The sequence below is a fragment of the Mesorhizobium sp. RCAM 05104 genome (assembly GCF_059683645.1).
Genome location: NZ_CM185033.1, coordinates 5,605,044 through 5,625,205, shown reverse-complemented (window position 1 = coordinate 5,625,205; position 20,162 = coordinate 5,605,044). Strand labels below are relative to the sequence as shown.

Below are 20,162 nucleotides of genomic sequence, written 5' to 3'. Positions count from 1 at the left end.
GAGGCGCCGGCAGGCCGCCGAAATGCCGCAGGGAGTTGCGCGTGAGCGACGCGGAGATTATCGGGACCAGCGCGCGCTGCGCCAATTGCCACGCGGAAATGATGGTTTCGCCGCCAGCTGCGTAAGGCCAAATCCGGACAGGCCTGTGCTGTCGAACTTTATCGCCGGGCGGCGCGGCCAAATGTCGGTCGCGTCCTTGATTGGCCTGTGATCATGCTTGCAGTCTGTGAAGAAGTTGGCCCAACCGCTGGACAGGAGCGGCCGTCTTCACCTCGTCTACGTGCCAGTTCGACGGTCCGTTCTTGACACCGGCTCTCACTTCGCTTGGGCAGTATCCGAACGCGCGCCTGAAAGCGCGGCTGAATTCCGCGCCATCACAGAAGCCGTATTCGTCGGCAATGTCGAGAATTCGACGGCGGTCATTCGGATCGGCGAGCGCTGCGTGGGCCGCCAGGAGGCGCCGATGCTGGATATAGTGCACGACGCCTCCGGAAGCTTCGAAAATTCGGTAGAGCCGCGAGCGCGATATCCCAAGTTCCCGCGTCATTTGCTCGATGGACAGATCAGGCTCGAAAAGGTGACGCTGCACGAATCGACGGGCGCGCTCGAGCAAGGTGGCGGAGATCGGGTCATGGGCTTCGGCGAGATGGTCTGAGTATGGCGAGATGCAACCGTGTAGCATCGCTCGGGTCGCACTGAGCAAGCCAGGAAGATCACCAACATCCATCGTCGGAAGCCTCCGGGTGAGGCTGCTCAGATAGTCGGCGAGCAGCAGGCCCATGCCCCCACGAAGCACCGAGAATTCGGCGGCGTCCAGACCCCACCCCATGTCACGGCAGAAGTCGCGGGGTACGAAGAGCAACAGCATTTCGCTGTCTGTAACGCTTCCCTCGAAGACACCGCCGAGCGGATGCACCTGCACCGATCCGGCGCCCGCGTCGAAAGACCTGGCGGGGGTGATCGTCTGCGATCTGCCTTCCCGGATAAGCGTCACCAACCAATGATCGATGGGATCTCGGCGAATGTGACCCGCCAGACTGGTGAAGTCCAAACCATCGGTGCGGACCTGAGCCAGGGCAAGATCGCCCAGGTCCCAGATGACCTGCGTGCCGGCGAAACCCGCCGCCGTGTCGCTCGGCGCGGCAAAGTCGAGCACGGTCGCGAAGCTCTGGCGCCACGCGGCAAATTGATCCTTCGGGGGCAACTCGCGGGTCGAGAATTCGAAGCGGGGAATTGGAGTTCGTAGCGGGACGACGGGCATGGGGTCGGCCGTGATGCGAGCCGCGGATTCCCGGATCGCATGCGCGTTCAACCCCGCCGGAGCCGATCTCGCCACATGGGGGATCACGACGGAACCCTCAACGGCGCCAGCAATGGGCATGGGATGAACAAGCGGTAGAGCGAGACAACTTCTCGACCGGAGTCATTCAACAACCCTGCCGTTGTGACACGGTGTCGAGACCCCATATGCATTAGCAGCGCATAATATATATTCTTTACAGCGCAGTCGACGTGCGCCAGCGACGCAAAAGAACCCATCGGAGATATCTTTCTGCCAAAGAACATCTCCCCGCATACGCATTAATCTAACCTGAATTGCCAGAAAGCTCAAGTTTAATTTCCTGATTACTCGCTCCACTTTGGGGAAGGTATAGTTAATGGCATGGACAGACATCAAGCCGACGAAGATCCCCCAGACAGCAACGTTGCTACCCAGCGTGTTGACTTCACGTGCGCGCACCATGTGATCACAACAATCAGGATCGGCACGCCGATGAAAGCCCCGGGCACCCCCCACATGAAGCTCCAGAAAAACACCGAGAACATAACGGCGAAAGGCGAGATTGCCAGCGATGCGCCGGTCAGGAATGGCTCCAGATAGCTGCCAATGGTGAATTGAATGACATTCAGGCCGACGAACACAATCAGCGCCAGCTGCCAGGACCCCGACTGCGCGATGGCGAACAGGGTCGGGAAGATCGTAGCCAGCAGCGGTCCGACAAAAGGGATGTAGTTGAGCGCGAAGGCGATTGCCGCCCAAGCGCTGGCGAGCTCGAGCCCGGCAGCAAGCGCAAACACCCACACGACCAAGCCCGTTAGGACGCATGCAATGCTGCGCACAATCATGAAGCGGCGAATCTTGCCGCCAATTTCACGGCCGATATGCAAGAGTGTCTCGCCTTGCGGCTGGGCGGACGTTGAAAGCAGGCGACATTGCAGGTTGTCGGCTTCCAATAGGCCAAGCATCACGAAGATAAAGGTCACCACGGCAAAGCCGGCGATGCTGTTCAGCCGCATGACCAGGCTGCGCGTCAGGCCGATCAGCCTGGATATACTGAAAAGTTCTCCCAACGGGCCGACAATTGCGATCCCGTGATTCTCCAGCCAGTCGACCCAATGAGCGTAGATCGCCTGCAGTTGGCTGGTATTGTAGAACAGCCATTGCGACAGCTCGCCGAGTCCCCAGACAATCGCCGAGCCCACGACGACGATCACCAGAACGGTAAGCAGAAGTGTAATCAGCAAGGCTGCCAATCGCGGGATTCGTCGTTGCAGAGCCGTCTGAATTGGCCATGCCAATGCGATCACGAACAGTGAGAAGGCAAGGGGCATGAGAATTGATCTGGCGAAATAGAGCGCGGCGAGAACGAGGATGCCGGTCGCAACCGGGTTGACCGCACGGCGGTTGCTCGCTTCTGCCACGTTTGCCTTCTCGCTTTTCGAGCGCGGTCGCCGCGATCTTGTTTCACTCACGCGTGTGGTTCTCCAGCACGGACTCGCGGGAAGCTTTCGCGCCGGAGAAAACCGACCCTCATCCTATCGATAGGCTCAGCGGCAACGGCCGGCATGGACGCGCCGAAAGCCGTCCGCGCGAGCCAGGCATTCGTTGGAAAACGTGCGCGAGCGCCCGCCTCTGATTGCGCAAACCGGAGCATACTGGAGGGTGCAGGCTGCTGGCCGTTTTGGCCGCGACATGCGGCACTCACCATTCCTCACGATCTGGAATCCTTGAGCGCGGGCCATGCACGCGTTGCCAAACGTCCGCAGCCTTCCGCCGCGTCGACCGCAAACGGGCGCGTGTACCGAGCTGCAGGCTTGCGGCCGATTCGAAATCGAATGAGCCTGGTCGACAGCCACAGTACATGCGGACAACAACGAAGCGACCAGCAACCACGTCCTCGGGCGGGCAAATAGACATTGTACCGGCTTCATCCAACCTCTCCTTCGGGTCACCCTCCACGCCCCGCTCCACCCACGGCAATGGCAATGCTCGCGGTTAGGACGAGGCCGCCTGACAATCCCGCAATGCCAATTCCGACAAGGACTGCAGGGGTAAGGACGCCAACGCCTCGCGCCATGGCGTCCACTGCGCTCTCGACGTGTCCGACAAAACGGGCGACGCCTGGCAGTTGTCCGGCCAGCCAGGTCAGAGCGAGTCCGCCGGTCGCGCCCGTCAAGGCATCGACCTTTGCGCCCAGACCAAGATCCGTCCATCGCCCCAGAGCGAGACCGGCCGCTGCACCACAGACGCCCTCCACGGTAAGTACGACAGCGGTCTCGATTGCGCCCATCATTCTTGTCCACATTGCCAGGCGATCGGCTCACGCACTTCCGGAGCGGCGCGAAACCTTCCGGTTACACAGCTGCGGACGCCTGACTGAGTGCCTCGCGCAGGATTCGCTCCTTCGTCTCGTCCAGCGATGTCTTGAGTACGACGCCACCAAATCCCTTGATCGCGTTCAGCACCTTGTCGGCGGTCATCCCGTGAATGAGCACGAACAAGGCGGCATTTCCCGGCTGCAGGCTGGTCGCCAGATCCTTCATGAAAGCATCGTTTATTCCGACGTCGGTCAGCGCGCCGCCAAGCGCTCCGGAAGCGGCGCCGATGGCCGCACCGACGACGGGATTGAGGAAAATCACACCTATCAGCATACCCCAGAAGCTGCCCGATACAGCACCAGCGACGGTCGTGTTCATGATCTGACTGAGCTTCACATTGCCGGCCTCCGTCTTGGTCGCAATCACGGCGTCAGTGATGTTGATGAGGTATTCCTTCTGCAATGCAAACAGGCGCTGGCGCACCTCTTCTGCCTTGGCTTCGGTGGGGTAGACTATGGCGATCAGGTCGGACATGGGGCCCTCCACTGCGAAATTCGATGGGATCGAGATGCGCCCTCAAGATTGCGGGATGGCATTTTAGGTCTCTGCCGCAGCGAAGAAATTAGCCGGGAATCCCGCACCTTTGCGATCCGTCCCTTTTTGATCACGGCCCGGGATGACTGAAGATCTTCAACTTGCGCCGGATCACCGCACGCGATTACCTCATCTCAACGGCACGCAGCCGTCACATATCCGGAGGTCTGCATGAAGCGGCGTTGGCTGGTCGGGCTGTGGCGTTCGCTCTCGGCCGGTGGCCTTCTTCTCGGAACGCTGTTCTTTGCCGCCTCGCTTACCCCGACGCTGCTTCCGCGGACCTTTCTGACCCAAGGCGTGCTTTCGGGATTCGCCCTGGCCGCGGGCTATGGCATCGGCGTGTTCGGCCAGTGGCTTTGTACCTACCTGGAGTTGCCAGTGCCGCGAGGCCTGAGCACCGCAAGGCTGGTCGCCGCCGTCGGATGTTTGGTCGTCGCGTGCATCTTCCTCTGGTGGGCGGCGCAGTGGCAGAACTCGATCCGGAAGCTGATGGGTCTCGACCTTGTCGAAAGCGCACACCCGCTCAAGGTTGGTCTGCTCGCACTGGTGACGTTCGCTCTCGTCATCGCCCTGGCATCGCTCTTCCAGCGGACGGCCCGCTTCGTTTCGACCAGGGTCAACCGCTTTGCGCCGAGGAGGGTCGCGAACGTCGTCGGCGTGATCGTCTCGGTTGCGCTTTTCTGGTCGATCACCAGCGGCGTGCTGTTTCGTGTCGTGCTTCACCTGGCGGACTCGTCCTACAGGAAATACGATGCACTGATCGAACCGGAGACCGCACAGCCAACCGACCCCTACAAGACCGGCAGCAGCGCCTCATTGCTCGATTGGAACGAGTTGGGACGGGCGGGGCGCGAGTTCGTTGCCACAGGGCCGACGGGCGAAGAAATACACGCTTTCACCAACAAGGAGGCGCTGCAGCCGATCCGCGTCTATGTCGGGTTGAGATCCGCCGATAGTCCGGAGACCAGAGCGCGGCTGGCGCTGAATGAGCTGATACGGGTCGGCGGTTTCAAGCGTTCGACGCTGGTCGTCGTGACACCCACCGGAAGCGGATGGATCGATCCGGCAGCCATGGACAGCCTGGAGTATCTTCACAGCGGCGATGTCGCGAGCGTGGCGGTACAATACTCCTACCTTGCTAGCTGGCTGTCGCTGCTTGTGGAGCCTGACTACGGAGCCGATACTGCGCGAGCCCTCTTCCGGGATGTCTACGACTATTGGATCAGACTTCCGAAGGATAGCCGCCCGCGGCTCTATCTGCACGGCCTCAGTCTGGGGGCGATGAACTCCGAACGATCAACCGACCTGTTCGACGTGGTCGGAGATCCGTTCCAGGGCGCGCTATGGAGCGGACCGCCTTACCAGAGTAACCTTTGGCGCTCTTTTACCAGGGACCGCAATCCGGGCTCGCCTGCCTGGCTTCCCCGTTTTCGTGACGGATCGATTGTGCGGTTCATGAATCAGGAGGGCGTGGCAGCGGCTCCGGGCTCCGTTTGGGGGCCAATACGAATCGTCTATCTCCAATATGCGAGCGACCCGGTGACATTCTTCGACTATCGCGATCTCTACCGCGAGCCGGATTGGATGAAGCCCCCGCGCGGTCCGGACGTCTCGCCTGAACTGCGCTGGTACCCTGTGGTGACTCTCCTGCAGCTCACGCTCGACATGGCTATGGCAACGACCGCGCCGATCGGCCACGGACACGTCTATGCGCCGGCCCACTACGTAGATGCCTGGATCGAGGTGACGAATGTCCAGGGGTGGTCCCCGGCGCAGATAGCGGAATTGAAACGACATCTTGCTCGTTTGCCCTGACGGGGTGAGTCCCCTGAGGCCGCTCACACACCCTTCATGACGAAGGACCAGGCTCGGCCCCATGAGTCCTCAGGGCCAAACAGTCACGCGTGGTTCGCGTCCGGCGAGCTGTGCACGACGCGAGACGCGATCACCTGCACGGCGCCTCGAAGATCCGCCCGTTCCGATCCCGGAATCGACAGTATCCACGGCGGTCGGCCGCCGCTCCGATCAGGGTACCCGCAACGGCCCCGATTGCGCCGCCAACGACCGCATTTCGCACGTCGTTACCGCCAGCTGCCGTGCCGAGCGCGGCGCCGCCAACTCCCCCGATCACAGCGCCTTTTTCCGCGTTGGTGCAGCCTGCCAAACCTGAGGCGACTGCAAGAGCGAAAGCTAATTTCCTCATGATGTTTCCTCCTGGTTACCTCGCAATCGCCAGCAGTGGCCCACCCGGTGGGCGGTAAGCGTCTGCGTGGCCATCATCTTCTTCATTCGTGGCTATGAGCCCTTTATGAGTGCCCCGACGAAACCGGCCAACACAATCAGGACAAGACCTCCGAGCAGTCCTGCTATGCCGGCTCCGATCAACATAGTCGGCGTCAGGCCATCGGCGTGGTGGCCTATCAGGGGTCCAACACCTGGAATCCGCGCGGACGGCCAAACAAAAAGCAAACCGCCGATGCCGCCAATTATGCCGTCGGTGACCCTGCCAAGGCTGAAGCTTGGCACCTTGCGGCCGAGCACAATTCCGGTTGCTGCCCCGCAGACAAACTCCACGACCAGCAATGTGCTTGCGACCCCCGGCATGGCTAAGCGAACTCCACCATAGAACCCACGTCGCTGCTTCTGCGGACGCCCGAGCGAGTGCATCGCGCAGAGCCTATTCCTGCAACGTACCGAGTTGTTGCAAGCAAGCACTCTATCTGCACGGACGCGCGAAGAAATTAGCCGAAAATCCCCGGGCTGGGCCCTGCGTCTCTTTGTGAACGGCAATAGTCCGGTGGTCATCCAGCTACGCTGATGGGGCGAGCTTGCCTCAAAAACACCGGATGACTGGCGTCTAATGTGCTGTCGTCTTGGAGTAGCGGCCGGGCGGCTGACCGACATGGCGGCTGAAGGCCGTGCTGAAGGTGCTTGCCGAGCCATAGCCGACGCGCTCGGCGACCTCGGCAATGTCGATTTCCTGCCGGCGCAGCATGTCCTTGGCCAGGGCCATGCGCCAAGCCAGGAGGTACTCCATCGGCGGCACGCCCACACTGCGGCTGAAGCGGTCAAAAAATGCCGATCGGGAAAGTGCGGCCTCCTTTGCGAGTTGCGCCATCGTCCAGGGACGCCCCGGATCGGCATGCATCTGCCGGATAGCTTCGGCCAGCCGCACATCCCCCAGGCCGCGCAGCAGTCCGGCTGGAGCGTCGGGCGTTTGTGTAAGCCGCAGGGATTCGACCAGAAGGATCTCGATGAGCCGGTTCAACACCAGCTCGCGTCCCGACTGGCGCCGGGCGGCCTCCTCGATCAACAGCTTCACCAGGATCGACAGGCGATCGACGCCGCGGACGTGGACCTGCCCCGGCAGCAGCGAAACCAGAAGTTCAGAATCCTCGCTGTCGAAGATGAAGTAGCCCCCAAGGATGCGCACGCTGGGCGGCCCATCCTGGGTTCCATGGCGAACCTCGCCTTCCGTCGTCGAGGCAGCGACATGTGGATCGATGAACTCAGGAATGACGGGCTCAAAGCCCGTCATGGTGAATCCCGGTGTCCTCGGCAGCAAGATGAAGTCGCCGGCCTCCAGCGTGAGCGGCGGTTGCTCGTCGACGGCTAGCCGGCATGCGCCTTCGAGCACAATGGCGAAGCTCGGGTGGCCAAAATCGTCATAACGGACGCCCCAGCGTCCGGCACCGCTGATGCCTTTGGTGAACACGGCCCGGGGCCGGAGCAGTTCAATGACTTCGGAGAGCGGGTCGGTCATTCTTGGACTTTAGCTAACAAATGGCACCTTTCAATTGTGAATCGTCCTAAAAATCGACTTAGCTTGGCCAAATCCCGCGGCTGAAGCCACCCGGCGACGGCGACTTGCTGCGGGTATCGTGCGGAGAGCCTCTGCCGCACCTGACGGCAAATTCACATGGTGCGGCAGATATGGAGACGGGGACTAGGCAGCCATCACGTGGCGCGCTTGGCTCATCGCCACCGCATCGGGTCCGGCGGGAAAGCTGATCCTTGCGGAGTCATCGTGTGCGACCTGCCAGACAACCTCGGCAACGTCTTCAGGCACCGTGTGTGCCATCGGCCGGGTCATCTCTGCGAAGATCTCGCTGGCATAGCCTGCATAGGCTTCGGGAATGAAGCGCTCGACATAGGAACCCGCATCGCGGGAGAACGCCGTCGTCGGCCCGTAACCCGGCTGAACCATCTTCACGCGGATGCCGAAATGATTGAGCTCGTTGGCGAGCGACGCGGTGAAGCCGTCGATGGCCGTCTTGCTGGCCGTGTAGATGGCGACCAGTGGCATCGGGACCAGCACGGCGCTGGAGGTGACGTTGATGAGGGTGCCCGAACCGCGGGCGCGGAACTGGGGAATCACCGCTTGGGTCATGGCCATGACACCGAACGTGTTGGTCTCAAAGACCTGGCGGGCCGTGTCCATCGACGTCGCCTCGAAGGCGCCGAACATGCCGATGCCGGCATTGTTGACCAACACGTCGATCGGGCCTGCCGCTTCGACTGCTGCCTTGATGCTGTCCGCATTGGTAACGTCGAGCGGGATAATCCGGATGCGGTCGGATTTGGGTAGGATATCCTCACGCGGCGTGCGCATGGCGGCGACGACGTTCCAGCCCTTGGCGTGAAAGAGCCTGGCGGTTTCGAGGCCGTAGCCCGACGAGGTTCCTGTGATAAGCGCGGTTTTCATGGCGATCTCCTTTCGTGTCTGATGACGCGAAGATACCCTTGCCGAACCGGACTATATATAATCCTAAGTCCATAATTGATTTGCAATAGTCCGAATTGCCACACGGCCTGCCTGCCCAGGCGGTGGTGGAGGCTCGCTGTCGGCGCCGGTGACTTTTTCACCGGGATCTTCCTGCATGGCCTGCTCCAAGGTCTCAGCCTTGAAGTTTCCGCCGAGCAGGCGAGCCAGCGCACGGCCGAATGGCTCAGCGAAAGACACCTTGCCGCTTGAATTCCTCGATGACCGTGACGGACGCCTATGTGCGTGAAGCAAACAAGAAGCGGATCGTGAAGTCTGGCAACTATTGGTCAAGTGCGTGCGGCGGACGTGCCGGGTTGACGTATCGATAACCGGCCTTTGGGACCGTCTGGATGCAATCGCGCCTGGATCCCAGCTTCTTGCGCAACGTCCGCACGACCGTATCGACAACGTTGCTACCGACATATGTGCGTCGCCAGATGCGTTCGATGAGATCCTCGCGTCGTACCACCGCGGGCGCACGATCGATCAGCTCGCCAAGGACTTGCGCCTCCAGACGGGTCAGCTCGACTGCGTGTCCTTCCACAACCACCTCGCGGCGATCGCGCGCAAAATCCAGATTGTCCCTGTCGATCATTCCCGTCGGTCCGGCATCGACCAGAGCCGAGATCCATCCAATCATGTCGCCGCCCGGAACTTCGAGCACCATGGTGGCCGGCATGTCGGTTAGTGCTTTCTGCAAGGGGCGAAACCCGAGCCGATGCAGCAGCTCGCGGTCGCCCGCAAAGGCATAGCAGTAAATCCGCGCCATTCCCCAACGCTCGATATAGTTGCGTTTCAGGTCGAGAATGCAGGCGATGCGGCTAGCTTCGTGGGCTTCGGTGGCCCTCGCCGAAATTTGGCGGATGAACAGGACTTCCCCATTTACGGGATTTGCGGCCAGATGGATTTGCCACGCACCAAAGAGAGGATCAAGTGCGCCGAGCCCGTCATGCGGATCGTCCTGGCGCGTGAACAAGTAGAAAGCCAGCACTTCACCGCCGGGTCCTCGCGCTACAGAAAACCGGTGCGGCAGACACTGAATCCATGCCTCGATACGTGTGCGCTCATCGCCGCCGTCGCGGAGATCGACGATGTCCAGAATTTGCTGGAAATCATCAGCGCGGGCCGCCTCGACAGGCGGCGCTTCCGCCTCCGGAGGAAAAAACGCATTGCGAAGTGCGGGCTGCTCCAGCAGGTGGAGAAGATCGGCCATGTGCCGCCATCGGCCGGAGCGTCCCGAACTGCGAAGGCGTTCGACGATCCAGTCTGCCGCGATCTTGCGCCACAACTGATAGCGTTCGGCTTCAACGCCGGACATCCAATCGACTATGGCCCGCCGCACCGGCTCCACGATATAGATTCCTTCCGCGTCGCGCGTCGCGAATGGCAAGGCTTCGACAGCCTCGAGCAGCGAAAGCTGTACCGGCTCTTCAGTTTGCAGAATGGCTGACACCAGGGCTCGGTTTGCGCGTCGAACAATGGCGCATGCTTCGACAGCCCGTCGCAACTGGGTGTCTCCGATGGCATTCAGGATGGTGTTGGCGAGTTCGCCGGCGTCGCGTGCGGTGCCGAGCGAGCCGGTGCGCGCCGCGTGGATCGCCATGTGCAGGCCAAGAGGATGACCGCCGGTCAAGGCCCAAATGCGCTCGGTTGTTTCCGGCGACAGGCCCGCCGCAGCAACCACTGCATCGCTTTGGGGCCTCGGAAGCGCGCCGAGCTTGATATCGACGAAATACCGTCCGTAGTCCGACGACCAAGCCGGCGGTGGAACGGCTGTACCTGCTAAAACGAAACGCGTGCTTGCGGGCAGAGCAGGAAAAAGCTCGGCCCGCAGCCATGAACTCGCCAGGCGCCAAGTATCGACATCGTCGATCATCACCACCGTGATTTCCTTGATGCTTGTCAGCGCATCCGCCAAATCGGCAACCGTCCGGGTGACTTCGTTGCCAAGCGCTCGGCCCATCGCAGCCAGGATTGTCGAGGGGGTGGGTTCCACTGATCCTGCTGCAATTTTGAGCCGGCGGACTCCGTCATCTTCGCGGAGAATAGCTTCGAGCGCTGAAACGAGCGCCGTCTTGCCGATGCCGGCGGGGCCGTGAAGGTAGACAACGATCGGTCCACCCGGAGCCGTTACCTGACGCAGAAGGCGCAATTCCGAATCGCGTCCTGCCAGAGAAGAACGGCGCTCTGCCCGTATCAGGTCGGCGATCGTGGCCGAAGTCATGGAGCAAAGTTCTCATCGATTACTCATCGGCTCATCATGACCTTATCGAACCGTTCAGTCTACCAAGGCCGCATTGAGAAGGGCCGCCGCCGCAGGAAAGGTCGCCTTCCAAGGCAGACGATCCGCATCGAATGGGGTCGCGGAAACGGTATCGGTTGTCCTTCAGGCCATGGCTGGCTGCCAAGGCCACCGCGGTCTCGGGAACTTTAAAAGGAAAGAGATCATGAATGAACTCAACACCAGGACCGGCCGCCGCAGGTCCGTCCCCAGCGATCGCGGTGCGCGGCGCGCAGCCATGCCGACCGCACTGTTGTTTCGTTTTCCTTTCGCCGGGCCTTGGGGAGAGGAACTGGCGCAAGCCTCGCAAGAACTAGCCCGCGACATCGCCAGTCAGGAAGGGCTTGTTTGGAAGATCTGGCTGGAAGACCGCGAAACGGAGCAGGCCGGGGGCATCTACCTGTTCGAGGATGCCGCAGCGGCGGGCCGATATCGGGAAAAGCACGAGCGGCGGCTTGCCTCCATGGGACTTGCCGGGGTCATGGTGGATGCCTTCTCGGTCAATACCGAACTGTCGGTTCTGACCATGGCGCGGGCCGCGCTCGGCGAACCCAACGCTTCCGAAATTCCTTCGATGGCCACGATGACGATACGGCCATGACGATCAAACCCCGGACGGCGCGATACGCGCAGGCCACCCTCGATTGCATCAAAGGATACAGACCATGATTTCGACATCCATTATGCGGGACTTCGGGCTCGCGACGCCGATCGTCAATGCAGGCATGGCGATGATCGCCCGTCCCGCTCTCGCGGCCGCCGTGTGCAGAATCCGGCGGGCTTGGCACGATCGGCTCCGACATCAACCCGCCCCAAGTCCTGCGCGATCTCATCCGGAAGACCAAGGCACTCACGAAGCGTCCCTTCGGCGTCGACCTGATCGGCGACTTCGTCACCGACGAACACATATCCGTCCTGCTTGAGGAGCAGGTGGCGCTCGCGATCTTCTTTTGGACGTTGCCGACCTCGGAGCATGTCGGACGGCTGAAGCACGCCGGCATCAAGGTCTGGATGCAGGTCGGCCGCGTCGCGGAAGCTGAGCAAGCGGTCGCCCTCGGCGCCGAAGCACTTGTCGTCCAGGGTGCCGAGGCGGGCGGCCACAATCGGGCGGAAGCCTCCACTATGACGCTATTTCCCCGCATTCGCCGACATTTCCCGGGCCTGCCGCTGCTTGCCGCAGGCGGCATAGTGGATGGCACGACCATGGCCGCGGCGCTCGCTCTCGGGGCTGACGCGGTCTGGTGCGGCAGCCGTTTCCTCGCTTCGCTGGAGGCCGAGGCGCACGATGCCTACAAGGCCCGCGTGCAAGCTGCCGATGTGGGCGATACGGCGATCCTGTCCATCTACGGCCCCGAGTGGCCTGACCAGCCCATGCGGGCCATCGTCAATGACGGCGCACGCGCGGCGTTGGGGCGGGAAGCCGAAGCCACCAGGGATGCAGAAGGCCAGGTCGTCGGCTCTACCGTCCTGAACGGCCAGACAATCCCGGTGCCGCGCTACAGCGCCATCCTGCCGACGCCCGATTTCGACGGCGACATAGAGCAGGCATGCCTGACGGCTGGACAAAGCGCCGGCAACATCGACGAGGTTCTGCCCGCGGGCGAGATAGTCCGGCGCATGACGGCCGAGGCAAAGTCAGTGCTTCGCCGTCTGGCTGGCATGGGGGAAGCCGCCTAGCGCGCGGCCTTCACAGAACCATTCGCAACGATCATCCCGGCAGTGCGCGCGCTCCGGCTGAGCGAACAGCCGGGTCGCGCAAACGCGCTGATGCCGTTGAGCAGTGGCTGTCGCCCACCCAGAACCAGTGATCGTCGCCGGGGACCTCAATGAAGCGCGCGCCTGGGATCTTGGCCGCGAGGAACCGCCCCGGCCTCGGCGAGGGTGATCGGGAGCGCTGCCGCCTTGCGCAGGGCGAGTTCCACCCGCCACCCGCTGAGACGGAACTCCGGAAAACCCAGAAGTCGGAGCTTCGATCCCTCCATCGATCCGTACGCGGCCGCGGGGGACGCTGAGGGGACGCCGGCCTTCTATGTACCCAGGGGACGTCGGGCCAAGTGGGCCCGATCAGGAGACTCCCTTGGAGCGAGAAATGTCACTGGTCAATACTCTCCCCCACCGTCGTGCGGCCGAGCCTGATTTCGGGGATGGCACGCCTTTCGGCCCCGCGAGCACCGGGCAAGGAGGCTGAGACATGTGCCAATCCTGCCTCTCCTGGTACGCACGCTGCATTGCTCCCTACCTCGTCGACGCCGGCTGTTCGGCCAACGCATTCACCCACATGCGAAGGCGCATGATCCCGCGGGCGGAGGGCGTTGTCGTCGAAGTCGGCTTCGGGTCTGGCCTGAACCTTCCCTACTACGACGCCGCCAGGGTGGCGCTGCTGGTCGGCGTCGATCCAGACGGCACTATGCTCGGCCTGGCCGGACCGAAGAGCCGTTCCCTGCCATTCGACGTCGAATGCCTCCGGGCCAGCGGCGAGAGCCTGCCGTTGGCCGATGCCTTCGCCGACACGGTGGTCGTGACCTATGCCTTCTGCACAATTCCGGACCCCGAGGCGGCATTGACCGAAATCCGGCGCATCCTGAAGCCGACGGGCCGGCTGATCTTCATCGAACACGGCCAGGCCGAGGGGCCGCGGCGTCGCAGATGGCAGCAGCGCCTGAATCGGTTGTGGGGATCGTTCGCTGGTGGCTGCCACCTCAACCGCGATCCCTTGCGGTTGATTCGCGGAGCGGGCTTCCGTCTGGTTGAAGAGGAGCGCGGGCGGTTCCCCCTGCACTTCTGGCAATTGGGAAGCCACTACACCGGTGTCGCGGCACCCCCGACAAGTTGACGGACCTTCGCCGTCGAAACCCGCACTTTTCGAAAAGAAGCAGGAGCCTCGAATGGCTCTCCCGGAAAATGATACCTCACGATCTCGGCCCGCCAATGCCGAGATAGCTCCGGTACTGCCACGACTGGAACGTCCGCTTCCGATCGGATCACGACTATCCCTCGCGACGCAAACGTGAGGAATGCGGCGCAAACCGGACAAGGTTTCCGAACATACTGACCTGGCCGCGGAACGGTCCTATTCTGGGCACGTTCTCAGTTGTCTGGTGCCATGGCAGCCTATTTCCTGGTGGTGTTTTCCAGGCCGACGATGGCTTGAGCAAAGAAATCCTGGTTCTCATTGGCCAGAACCAGCAAGCGCGAGATGGCCTCCACTCGCCATGTCGGGGGCGCGCGCCGGAGCAGGAACAGAGCCTCTTCCAGCCGATATTCCTGGCTCGACGGCTCGTCGGTGGTGGCGCCTTCCAGCAGCGGGACATCCTTTGCCGCCACAAGGCGGACAGGCAGCTCGAGGGATATGCCGTTGGCACCTTTGATCTCGAGTGTGTAAACGCCCGGCGCCACGCCGGACATCGTCAGGTTCGCGTGACGATCGTCGGTGACGTCCAAAACCTTCGCGGCGCCGCCATCGTCCTTGGCCATGGAAATCGAATAGGGCGCCGTGCTGCCGACCCAGCGGATGGAAAGCGTATGGCTGGGGTCGATCGACTGTTCGCCAACGGCATAGACGCCCGGCATGATCAGATATTGCGAGGGTATCATCTCGCGGGTATCGCCAACAATGGCAGCAGCCATATCGCGCGTCTCTTGCCAATCCTTGCCGATGATATCCAACGCAAAGTCCATAAGGCGCCGAAAACTTCCGGTCACCGCGACCTCGGGTATTTCCACGACATCGGGAAACTTCACCGGACGCACGGTGTTGTCCGGCATGTTGATCTCGGCGCTCACACCGGCGCCTGGACGCACGATATCGCCCGGCTGCAGGAAACAGCCCGCCTTTGCCTGCTGGACATCAAGGCCGCGTTCGACGCTGAGCCAAGTGTCCGCGCCGGCCTGCCGCTCGACCTTGATCACGCTTGCACGGGTGTTGGGACCACATTCACAAAGAGATGGTTTCTCGTCCTGGCCCAAGGCGGCTTGCACGCAGGACAGGGCCACGGCGACAGCCATCGCGACGCCCAAGGCAAACCGTCCGCACCCCTTCCGCAGTTCGAAGCGCCTATCAACCACCATCGTGCCCCCTAGCGGCCCGTCAGCAGAATTCACTCGCCAGTCGGCGGAACATGCGGGCGGCTTCCAATCGCCAGCGCCCAGGTCAGAGCCGCCGAAAGCGCCTCTCGGATGACCTGCAGGATAGAGGACATTCCCTCGAAGGCAACGGCAATGATCGGCGACATGACAGCTATGGCTGTTCCAGCCGCAAGGCTGGCGAACCCATGAACGGCCCCAAGAATAAATACCGCCAGGATGGTGACGACGATCGAGAGCGCCGCCAGGACGAGTTTGGCGATGTGATTGAAAGGCGATCGCAGCCGCTCATGTGCCTGATGGCCGGCGACGTGGAAGACGGCGCCGATCGAACTAGCAAGGCCGATCAGCAGCAGCTCCCAGCTCCAGCCTTCATACTCGTTGACCAAGGTTCCGGCGGCGATCGCCCGAATTGCATTGGCGTGCACCATCGCGCCTGGCATGCGCAGTCCCAAGGGCGTCGCATGCAGATCCCCGGAAGCCGCGTAGCTGCCGCCGATGATGACGACAGCCCCGTCCAGCAGCGACGGGTTCTCGCTCAGGCGCTGCTGCAACTCGTAGGCTTCGATGGTCTGGAAAACAAATGGCGCATAGGTGTAGGTCGCGGCAACCGCGCTGCCCGGATCCGACGGCAGCGAAAACATTATCCGCAGGATCGACAAGTCGTCCTTGTCCGATGGCTCGTAAACGTGGTTTGCCAGATTGAGAGGTTTGGCCTCGCACTTCGCGCTCGAGCCGGGACGCGAGGCCGGAAACAGGCACGCAAGACCGCTTCGGTCGACTGCTTCGTCCGTTAGCGCGGCGCCAAGCAGTCCAAAGCCGGAAATGCGTTGCGCCGCCGCCGGCGTATCCCCGCGTATCGGGTGCCAGGCATAGACCGAGCGCACGACATTGTCCGGATCGGGCTGGAGCAGCGGGGACGCGAACCAGAGATCGGGATGCGACGAGGGCGAGGCATCGGGACTGCAGTTGGTATCATCGAAAATGGATGGATAGGCTTGGGCAATCGGCCGTGCCGGATTCGAGGCTTCGTTCACCACCGGCCGCACGGCCAGTACGGGGATCGACTTCGCGATCGAATATGTCTCTGCGCACAGCAGCTTGTCGGTGTCGCTCGCTTTGTCATCCACCTGTGGCGCGAGCTCGACGTCGAGCATCACAAGCTTCATCGGAGTTCGGCCGGCATTGGCGCCAGCAAGCGCCTTCAACATCTCGACGAGTTTGTCGCGAGGTGTCGCGAAGCCGGAAGCGCAGGCCTCACCGCGGGCCTGCGCCCAGATACGACACGTCGCCTCACCGACATTGACAAAGACGTAGCGCACGCTCTTCTCCGGCGGAGCACCGGCCAGCCGTTCCCGCGCGAGTTCGCGCATGATAACGTCGGTGACGCTGCGGTCGAGCGACCGCACAGCCTCAAGATGGCCAAGCGCCGTCATGACGAGACTGACAACAAGCGCCAACGCGCAAAGCAATAGCCACTCTATTGCAAATGCCCGAAACAAGTTCTGCCATGGATGCGAGCTTGGTTCGTTGTCCACGTCGATCTGGCGTCTTGAATTTGGAGGTCGGCGGCACGTTCAAATCTAACGACAAATCATCAGTCCACGCCAACCTTGAGTCAATTGGCCGATAAGGTCTGCATTCTCCAGCGAGCTGACGGGTTGGATGTGTGTGGTTGCGGATCTCGGTCATCGCCAGGAATTGAGGATCACCACCCCGACGACTGCGGGAAGCTCTGGATGCCTATGGAAAGGCGTTTACTTCGCCGATCGATTGCGCGTGCTCCAGCAAAAGCTTGCGAAGTTGCATGACGGCCATGATCATGAGTGCGCCAGAGGCCGCACGATCCTTAGTCACATGATCCCGAGCCGGTAGGCTAGATGCACGGCCCGCATACCAAGACCCATCGTGACTCCGCCACGATTGGCAGCGAGGTCCCAGCCGAAAAATATTACCCATCCGAAGAATAGAATGAAGAAACGCATGATCAAAGTTTGAACCTGATATGTGAATGGCGGGTTACCGCACCAGTACCCGAGGCTGCGACTTCGATGGAAGACTTCGCGCAGAGGCTAAGCGGCTGGGCGGGTCCACCGTCCCCTGCCTTGGTCCCGCGCCACGCTGCACATCCGGCCGAAGCTTGGTTCGGCTCTGTCTGCTCGCCAATCCGAGCAATATCCTGCAGAGCCGATCGGATCTGGGGCAGCCGGATGAGGTGCCCTTCACCGCAACAAGCTCGAGATTCCAAGATTCATAGCGACTGGCGGCAACTCGAAATTGTTGGTGCAATTCGGAAAACTCAACTTGCATCGAAGCCGGGAGATTGGTCGTGAGCCCAGTGTAGTGCTGTTTCGGCGCTGAATGGTTCGCGAGCTTGGTTGAGGTCTCAACGATGAAATATTGGCGAAGTTGCATCTCACCGTTTCCACTGTGAATCGAAAGCCGGGCGATATCGGGCTGACGTTGCGGGCAACTTTTCGCAACAATCCGAAGCGCTTTGTCGGCACGCCGCCATCCTGGGACACATCGATGACTTTGGATAAATGTCATCGATGAGCTGTTGAGAATTATCTGGGCGCTGCACCGATGCGTCGGCCTTCGGTTTGGCACCCGGGTCTCCACGCGAACAAACTGCACAGCGCATCAGAAAATCGAAATTGCCCCTGCCGCCCCGAGCCGCAATGGTCTTCGGGGAGGCAGCCGGCTTGGGGCTGTGGAGGAACCGCCGGAGCGGCAAGGCCGCTCGGGCAAGCTGTCGCTTGAGGCTGGCAGCGAGGGAGGAATGGAATTGGCTGGTTCGGGCAAATCCGACGGCGCGCGCATGGGCATCAAAATGTCCCAGGAGCTGGTCGTCGTCGCGATCTCGGCCATCCTCTTCATCGTTTTCTCCGCGACGCTCAGCAATTTCCTGAGCCAGGGCAACATCGTTGCCATCCTCAAGAACGTTTCGATCCTCGGCACGCTCGCCGTCGGCATGGGCTTCATCGTCGTCGGCCGCGGCATCGACCTGACCATGGTGGCGGTGATGGTGGTCGGCGTCGCCTTCAGCATCTGGATTTCCACCTGGGGCGTCGATTTCACGCTGGCCGTTGTCTGCGGCGCCCTTCTCGCCGCGGCAATCGGCTTGTTCACCGGCATTATGGTGGCGGTGGCCGAAATCCCGCCGATCTTCGCCACGCTTGCCATCGCCTCCTCGGTCTACGGCTCCGGCCGCATCGTCTTTGCCTCCGACGTGCTCTATGCCCCGTCCAACATTGCCTGGCTGAAATTCGTCGGCAGCGGCACCGTCCTCGGCATCCCGATGGTCGTGATCATCTTCGCGGCGGTGGCGGCATTGATGGGCTTCTTCCTGAAGAAGACGCGCTTCGGCCGGCTGGTCTATGCCACAGGCGACAATCCGAACGCCGCCCGTACCACCGGCCTGCCGACGCGCCCGATCATCGTGACGCAATATGTCATCAGCGCGCTCATCGCGTTCACCGCCGGCATCATCATGCTGGGGCTGGTCACCGGCATCGACACGCGCCTCTACAATTCCAGCCTGATCTACGACGTGCTGCTGGTCGTGGTGCTGGGTGGCATCGGCCTTTCCGGCGGCCAGGGTGGCGTACGCAACGTCATCGTCGGCACCATCCTGGTCGGCATCCTGACCAATGGCATGACGATCCTGAACTTCAGCTACACCAGCCAGAACCTGATCAAGAGCGTGATCCTGCTGGGTGCGCTGGCGATCGACGCCATCATCAATCCGCGCGACGAGCAGACCTCGCAGAGCGGCGACATCTGAAACAACAACCCGAGACATCAATCAGGGAGGAAACCATGAAGTTACTCAAGAACTGCCTGTTCGCGGGCCTGACGGCGCTTTCGCTGCTTGGCGCCGCCAACGTCACCACCGCTCAGGAAACCGACCAGGTCGGGCGGGCGCCATATCTCGAGGCACTCAAGGGCAAGAAGGTCATCTTCGTGCCGATCTCGCAGGGCATGGACCTCAACCAGTCCTGGGTCGTGGTGTGGCAGCGGCACGCCGCCCGTTACGGCTTCAGCCTCGAAGTGCGCGATCCCAACGGCGACACCAATGCCGGCATCCGCGCCATGCAGGGCGCCATCGCCGAGAAGCCGGATCTGATCATCGTGCAGAATCCGGACGTGCAAACCTACGCACGCCTGCTGAAGCAGGCGCAGGCCGCCGGCATCAAGGTGCTGCAGGTCAACATGCAGTCCGCGACCCAGACCGACAGCTATGTCGGCAATGACTGGATCGAGATGGGCCGTCTCGAAATGGGCGAACTGGCCAAGCACTGCACCGGGCCGAACGCCGTCTCGCACAAGGTGGTCTGGCTTGCCGGCGTCCAGACCGGTGCCGCCAACATCTATATGCGCACCGGCATCGATGAGGTGCTGAAAGCCAATCCGGAGTTGCAGCTCGTCTCCGACCAGCCGGCCGACTACATGAGCGAGAAGGCCCGCCAGATCACCGAGACGGTTCTCCAGCAGCATCCGGACCTGTGCGGCATCATGGGCATCTGGGACAACGCCGAAGTCGGCGCCGGTGCCGCTGTCGCGGCCGCCGGCAAGCAGGACCAGGTCACCATCGTCACCAATGGCGCGGGCAGCGCCACCGGCTGCGAGAGCATCAAGAACGGCCTGCTCGATGTGATCTTCAACTTCAATTCGCCGATCCAGGCGGAGATCGCCGCGCAGCAGATTTCCGAATTGCTGCAGCACCCCGAACGGCAGGCGGGCAGCGAGAAGACCATCTTCTTCGGCCCGATCACCCGTGTCGACAAGACCAACGCCACCGGCAGGAACTGCTGGAAGCTGGACGAGCTCAAGTAA

The 20,162-nt window shown here is 61.8% G+C and carries 16 protein-coding genes; 6 read left to right on the top strand and 10 right to left on the bottom strand.

Annotated elements, in window-relative coordinates:
- Positions 1–211: 211 nt before the first annotated feature.
- From AC56QP_RS27500 to AC56QP_RS27490, 3 genes are all read right to left on the bottom strand, one after another.
- Positions 212–1,348, bottom strand: a complete 1,137-nt coding sequence (locus tag AC56QP_RS27500; RefSeq protein ID WP_489862618.1) for a helix-turn-helix domain-containing protein — start codon at positions 1,346–1,348, stop codon at positions 212–214.
- Between the two features lie 326 nt (positions 1,349–1,674).
- Positions 1,675–2,703, bottom strand: coding sequence for an AI-2E family transporter (locus AC56QP_RS27495; protein WP_489862619.1), 1,029 nt, complete (start codon positions 2,701–2,703; stop codon positions 1,675–1,677).
- A gap of 933 nt (positions 2,704–3,636) precedes the next feature.
- Entirely contained in the window at positions 3,637–4,134 is a 498-nt protein-coding gene (locus tag AC56QP_RS27490) for a DUF1269 domain-containing protein (RefSeq protein WP_489862620.1), read from the bottom strand.
- 231 nt (positions 4,135–4,365) lie between these two features.
- On the opposite strand from AC56QP_RS27490, the gene AC56QP_RS27485 reads away from it, so the two are divergent.
- Positions 4,366–6,009: an alpha/beta hydrolase gene (locus tag AC56QP_RS27485; protein ID WP_489862621.1), complete on the top strand. Its 1,644-nt coding sequence runs from the start codon at positions 4,366–4,368 to the stop codon at positions 6,007–6,009.
- Between the two features lie 130 nt (positions 6,010–6,139).
- On the opposite strand, the gene AC56QP_RS27480 is transcribed toward AC56QP_RS27485, so the two are convergent.
- The 5 genes from AC56QP_RS27480 to AC56QP_RS27460 form a co-directional block, all read right to left on the bottom strand.
- Positions 6,140–6,397 carry a YMGG-like glycine zipper-containing protein gene (locus AC56QP_RS27480; RefSeq protein ID WP_256752159.1) on the bottom strand — a complete coding sequence of 86 codons (258 nt, stop codon included), beginning with the start codon at positions 6,395–6,397 and terminating at the stop codon, positions 6,140–6,142.
- A gap of 92 nt (positions 6,398–6,489) precedes the next feature.
- On the bottom strand, positions 6,490–6,798 hold the full coding sequence (locus AC56QP_RS27475; protein ID WP_489862622.1) for a hypothetical protein: 309 nt from the start codon (positions 6,796–6,798) through the stop codon (positions 6,490–6,492).
- Positions 6,799–7,051: 253 nt separating this feature from the next.
- The gene (locus tag AC56QP_RS27470) at positions 7,052–7,957 is read right to left on the bottom strand and encodes an AraC family transcriptional regulator (protein WP_489862623.1); all 906 of its coding nucleotides are present in this window, start codon (positions 7,955–7,957) and stop codon (positions 7,052–7,054) included.
- A gap of 183 nt (positions 7,958–8,140) precedes the next feature.
- Positions 8,141–8,899, bottom strand: a complete 759-nt coding sequence (locus AC56QP_RS27465; protein WP_489862624.1) for an SDR family oxidoreductase — start codon at positions 8,897–8,899, stop codon at positions 8,141–8,143.
- Between the two features lie 340 nt (positions 8,900–9,239).
- Positions 9,240–11,183, bottom strand: coding sequence for a winged helix-turn-helix domain-containing protein (locus tag AC56QP_RS27460; protein WP_489862625.1), 1,944 nt, complete (start codon positions 11,181–11,183; stop codon positions 9,240–9,242).
- Between the two features lie 223 nt (positions 11,184–11,406).
- On the opposite strand from AC56QP_RS27460, the gene AC56QP_RS27455 reads away from it, so the two are divergent.
- From AC56QP_RS27455 to AC56QP_RS27445, 3 genes are all read left to right on the top strand, one after another.
- A complete protein-coding gene (locus tag AC56QP_RS27455; protein WP_489862626.1) occupies positions 11,407–11,841 on the top strand; it encodes a monooxygenase in 435 nt (144 codons plus the stop codon).
- Positions 11,842–12,170: 329 nt separating this feature from the next.
- Positions 12,171–12,917, top strand: a complete 747-nt coding sequence (locus AC56QP_RS27450) for an NAD(P)H-dependent flavin oxidoreductase (protein WP_497109000.1) — start codon at positions 12,171–12,173, stop codon at positions 12,915–12,917.
- A gap of 514 nt (positions 12,918–13,431) precedes the next feature.
- The gene (locus tag AC56QP_RS27445; protein WP_489862628.1) at positions 13,432–14,073 is read left to right on the top strand and encodes a class I SAM-dependent methyltransferase; all 642 of its coding nucleotides are present in this window, start codon (positions 13,432–13,434) and stop codon (positions 14,071–14,073) included.
- A 278-nt stretch (positions 14,074–14,351) separates the two neighbouring features.
- Here the strand turns inward: AC56QP_RS27445 and AC56QP_RS27440 are convergent, their stop codons facing one another.
- A complete protein-coding gene (locus tag AC56QP_RS27440) occupies positions 14,352–15,245 on the bottom strand; it encodes a hypothetical protein (protein WP_489862629.1) in 894 nt (297 codons plus the stop codon).
- Between the two features lie 92 nt (positions 15,246–15,337).
- Positions 15,338–16,795: a CHASE2 domain-containing protein gene (locus AC56QP_RS27435; protein ID WP_497100976.1), complete on the bottom strand. Its 1,458-nt coding sequence runs from the start codon at positions 16,793–16,795 to the stop codon at positions 15,338–15,340.
- 1,241 nt (positions 16,796–18,036) lie between these two features.
- Here AC56QP_RS27435 and AC56QP_RS27430 point away from each other — a divergent pair.
- Both AC56QP_RS27430 and AC56QP_RS27425 read left to right on the top strand, forming a co-directional pair.
- Positions 18,037–19,110, top strand: coding sequence for an ABC transporter permease (locus AC56QP_RS27430; protein ID WP_489862631.1), 1,074 nt, complete (start codon positions 18,037–18,039; stop codon positions 19,108–19,110).
- Positions 19,111–19,145: 35 nt separating this feature from the next.
- Entirely contained in the window at positions 19,146–20,162 is a 1,017-nt protein-coding gene (locus tag AC56QP_RS27425) for a sugar ABC transporter substrate-binding protein (RefSeq protein WP_489862632.1), read from the top strand.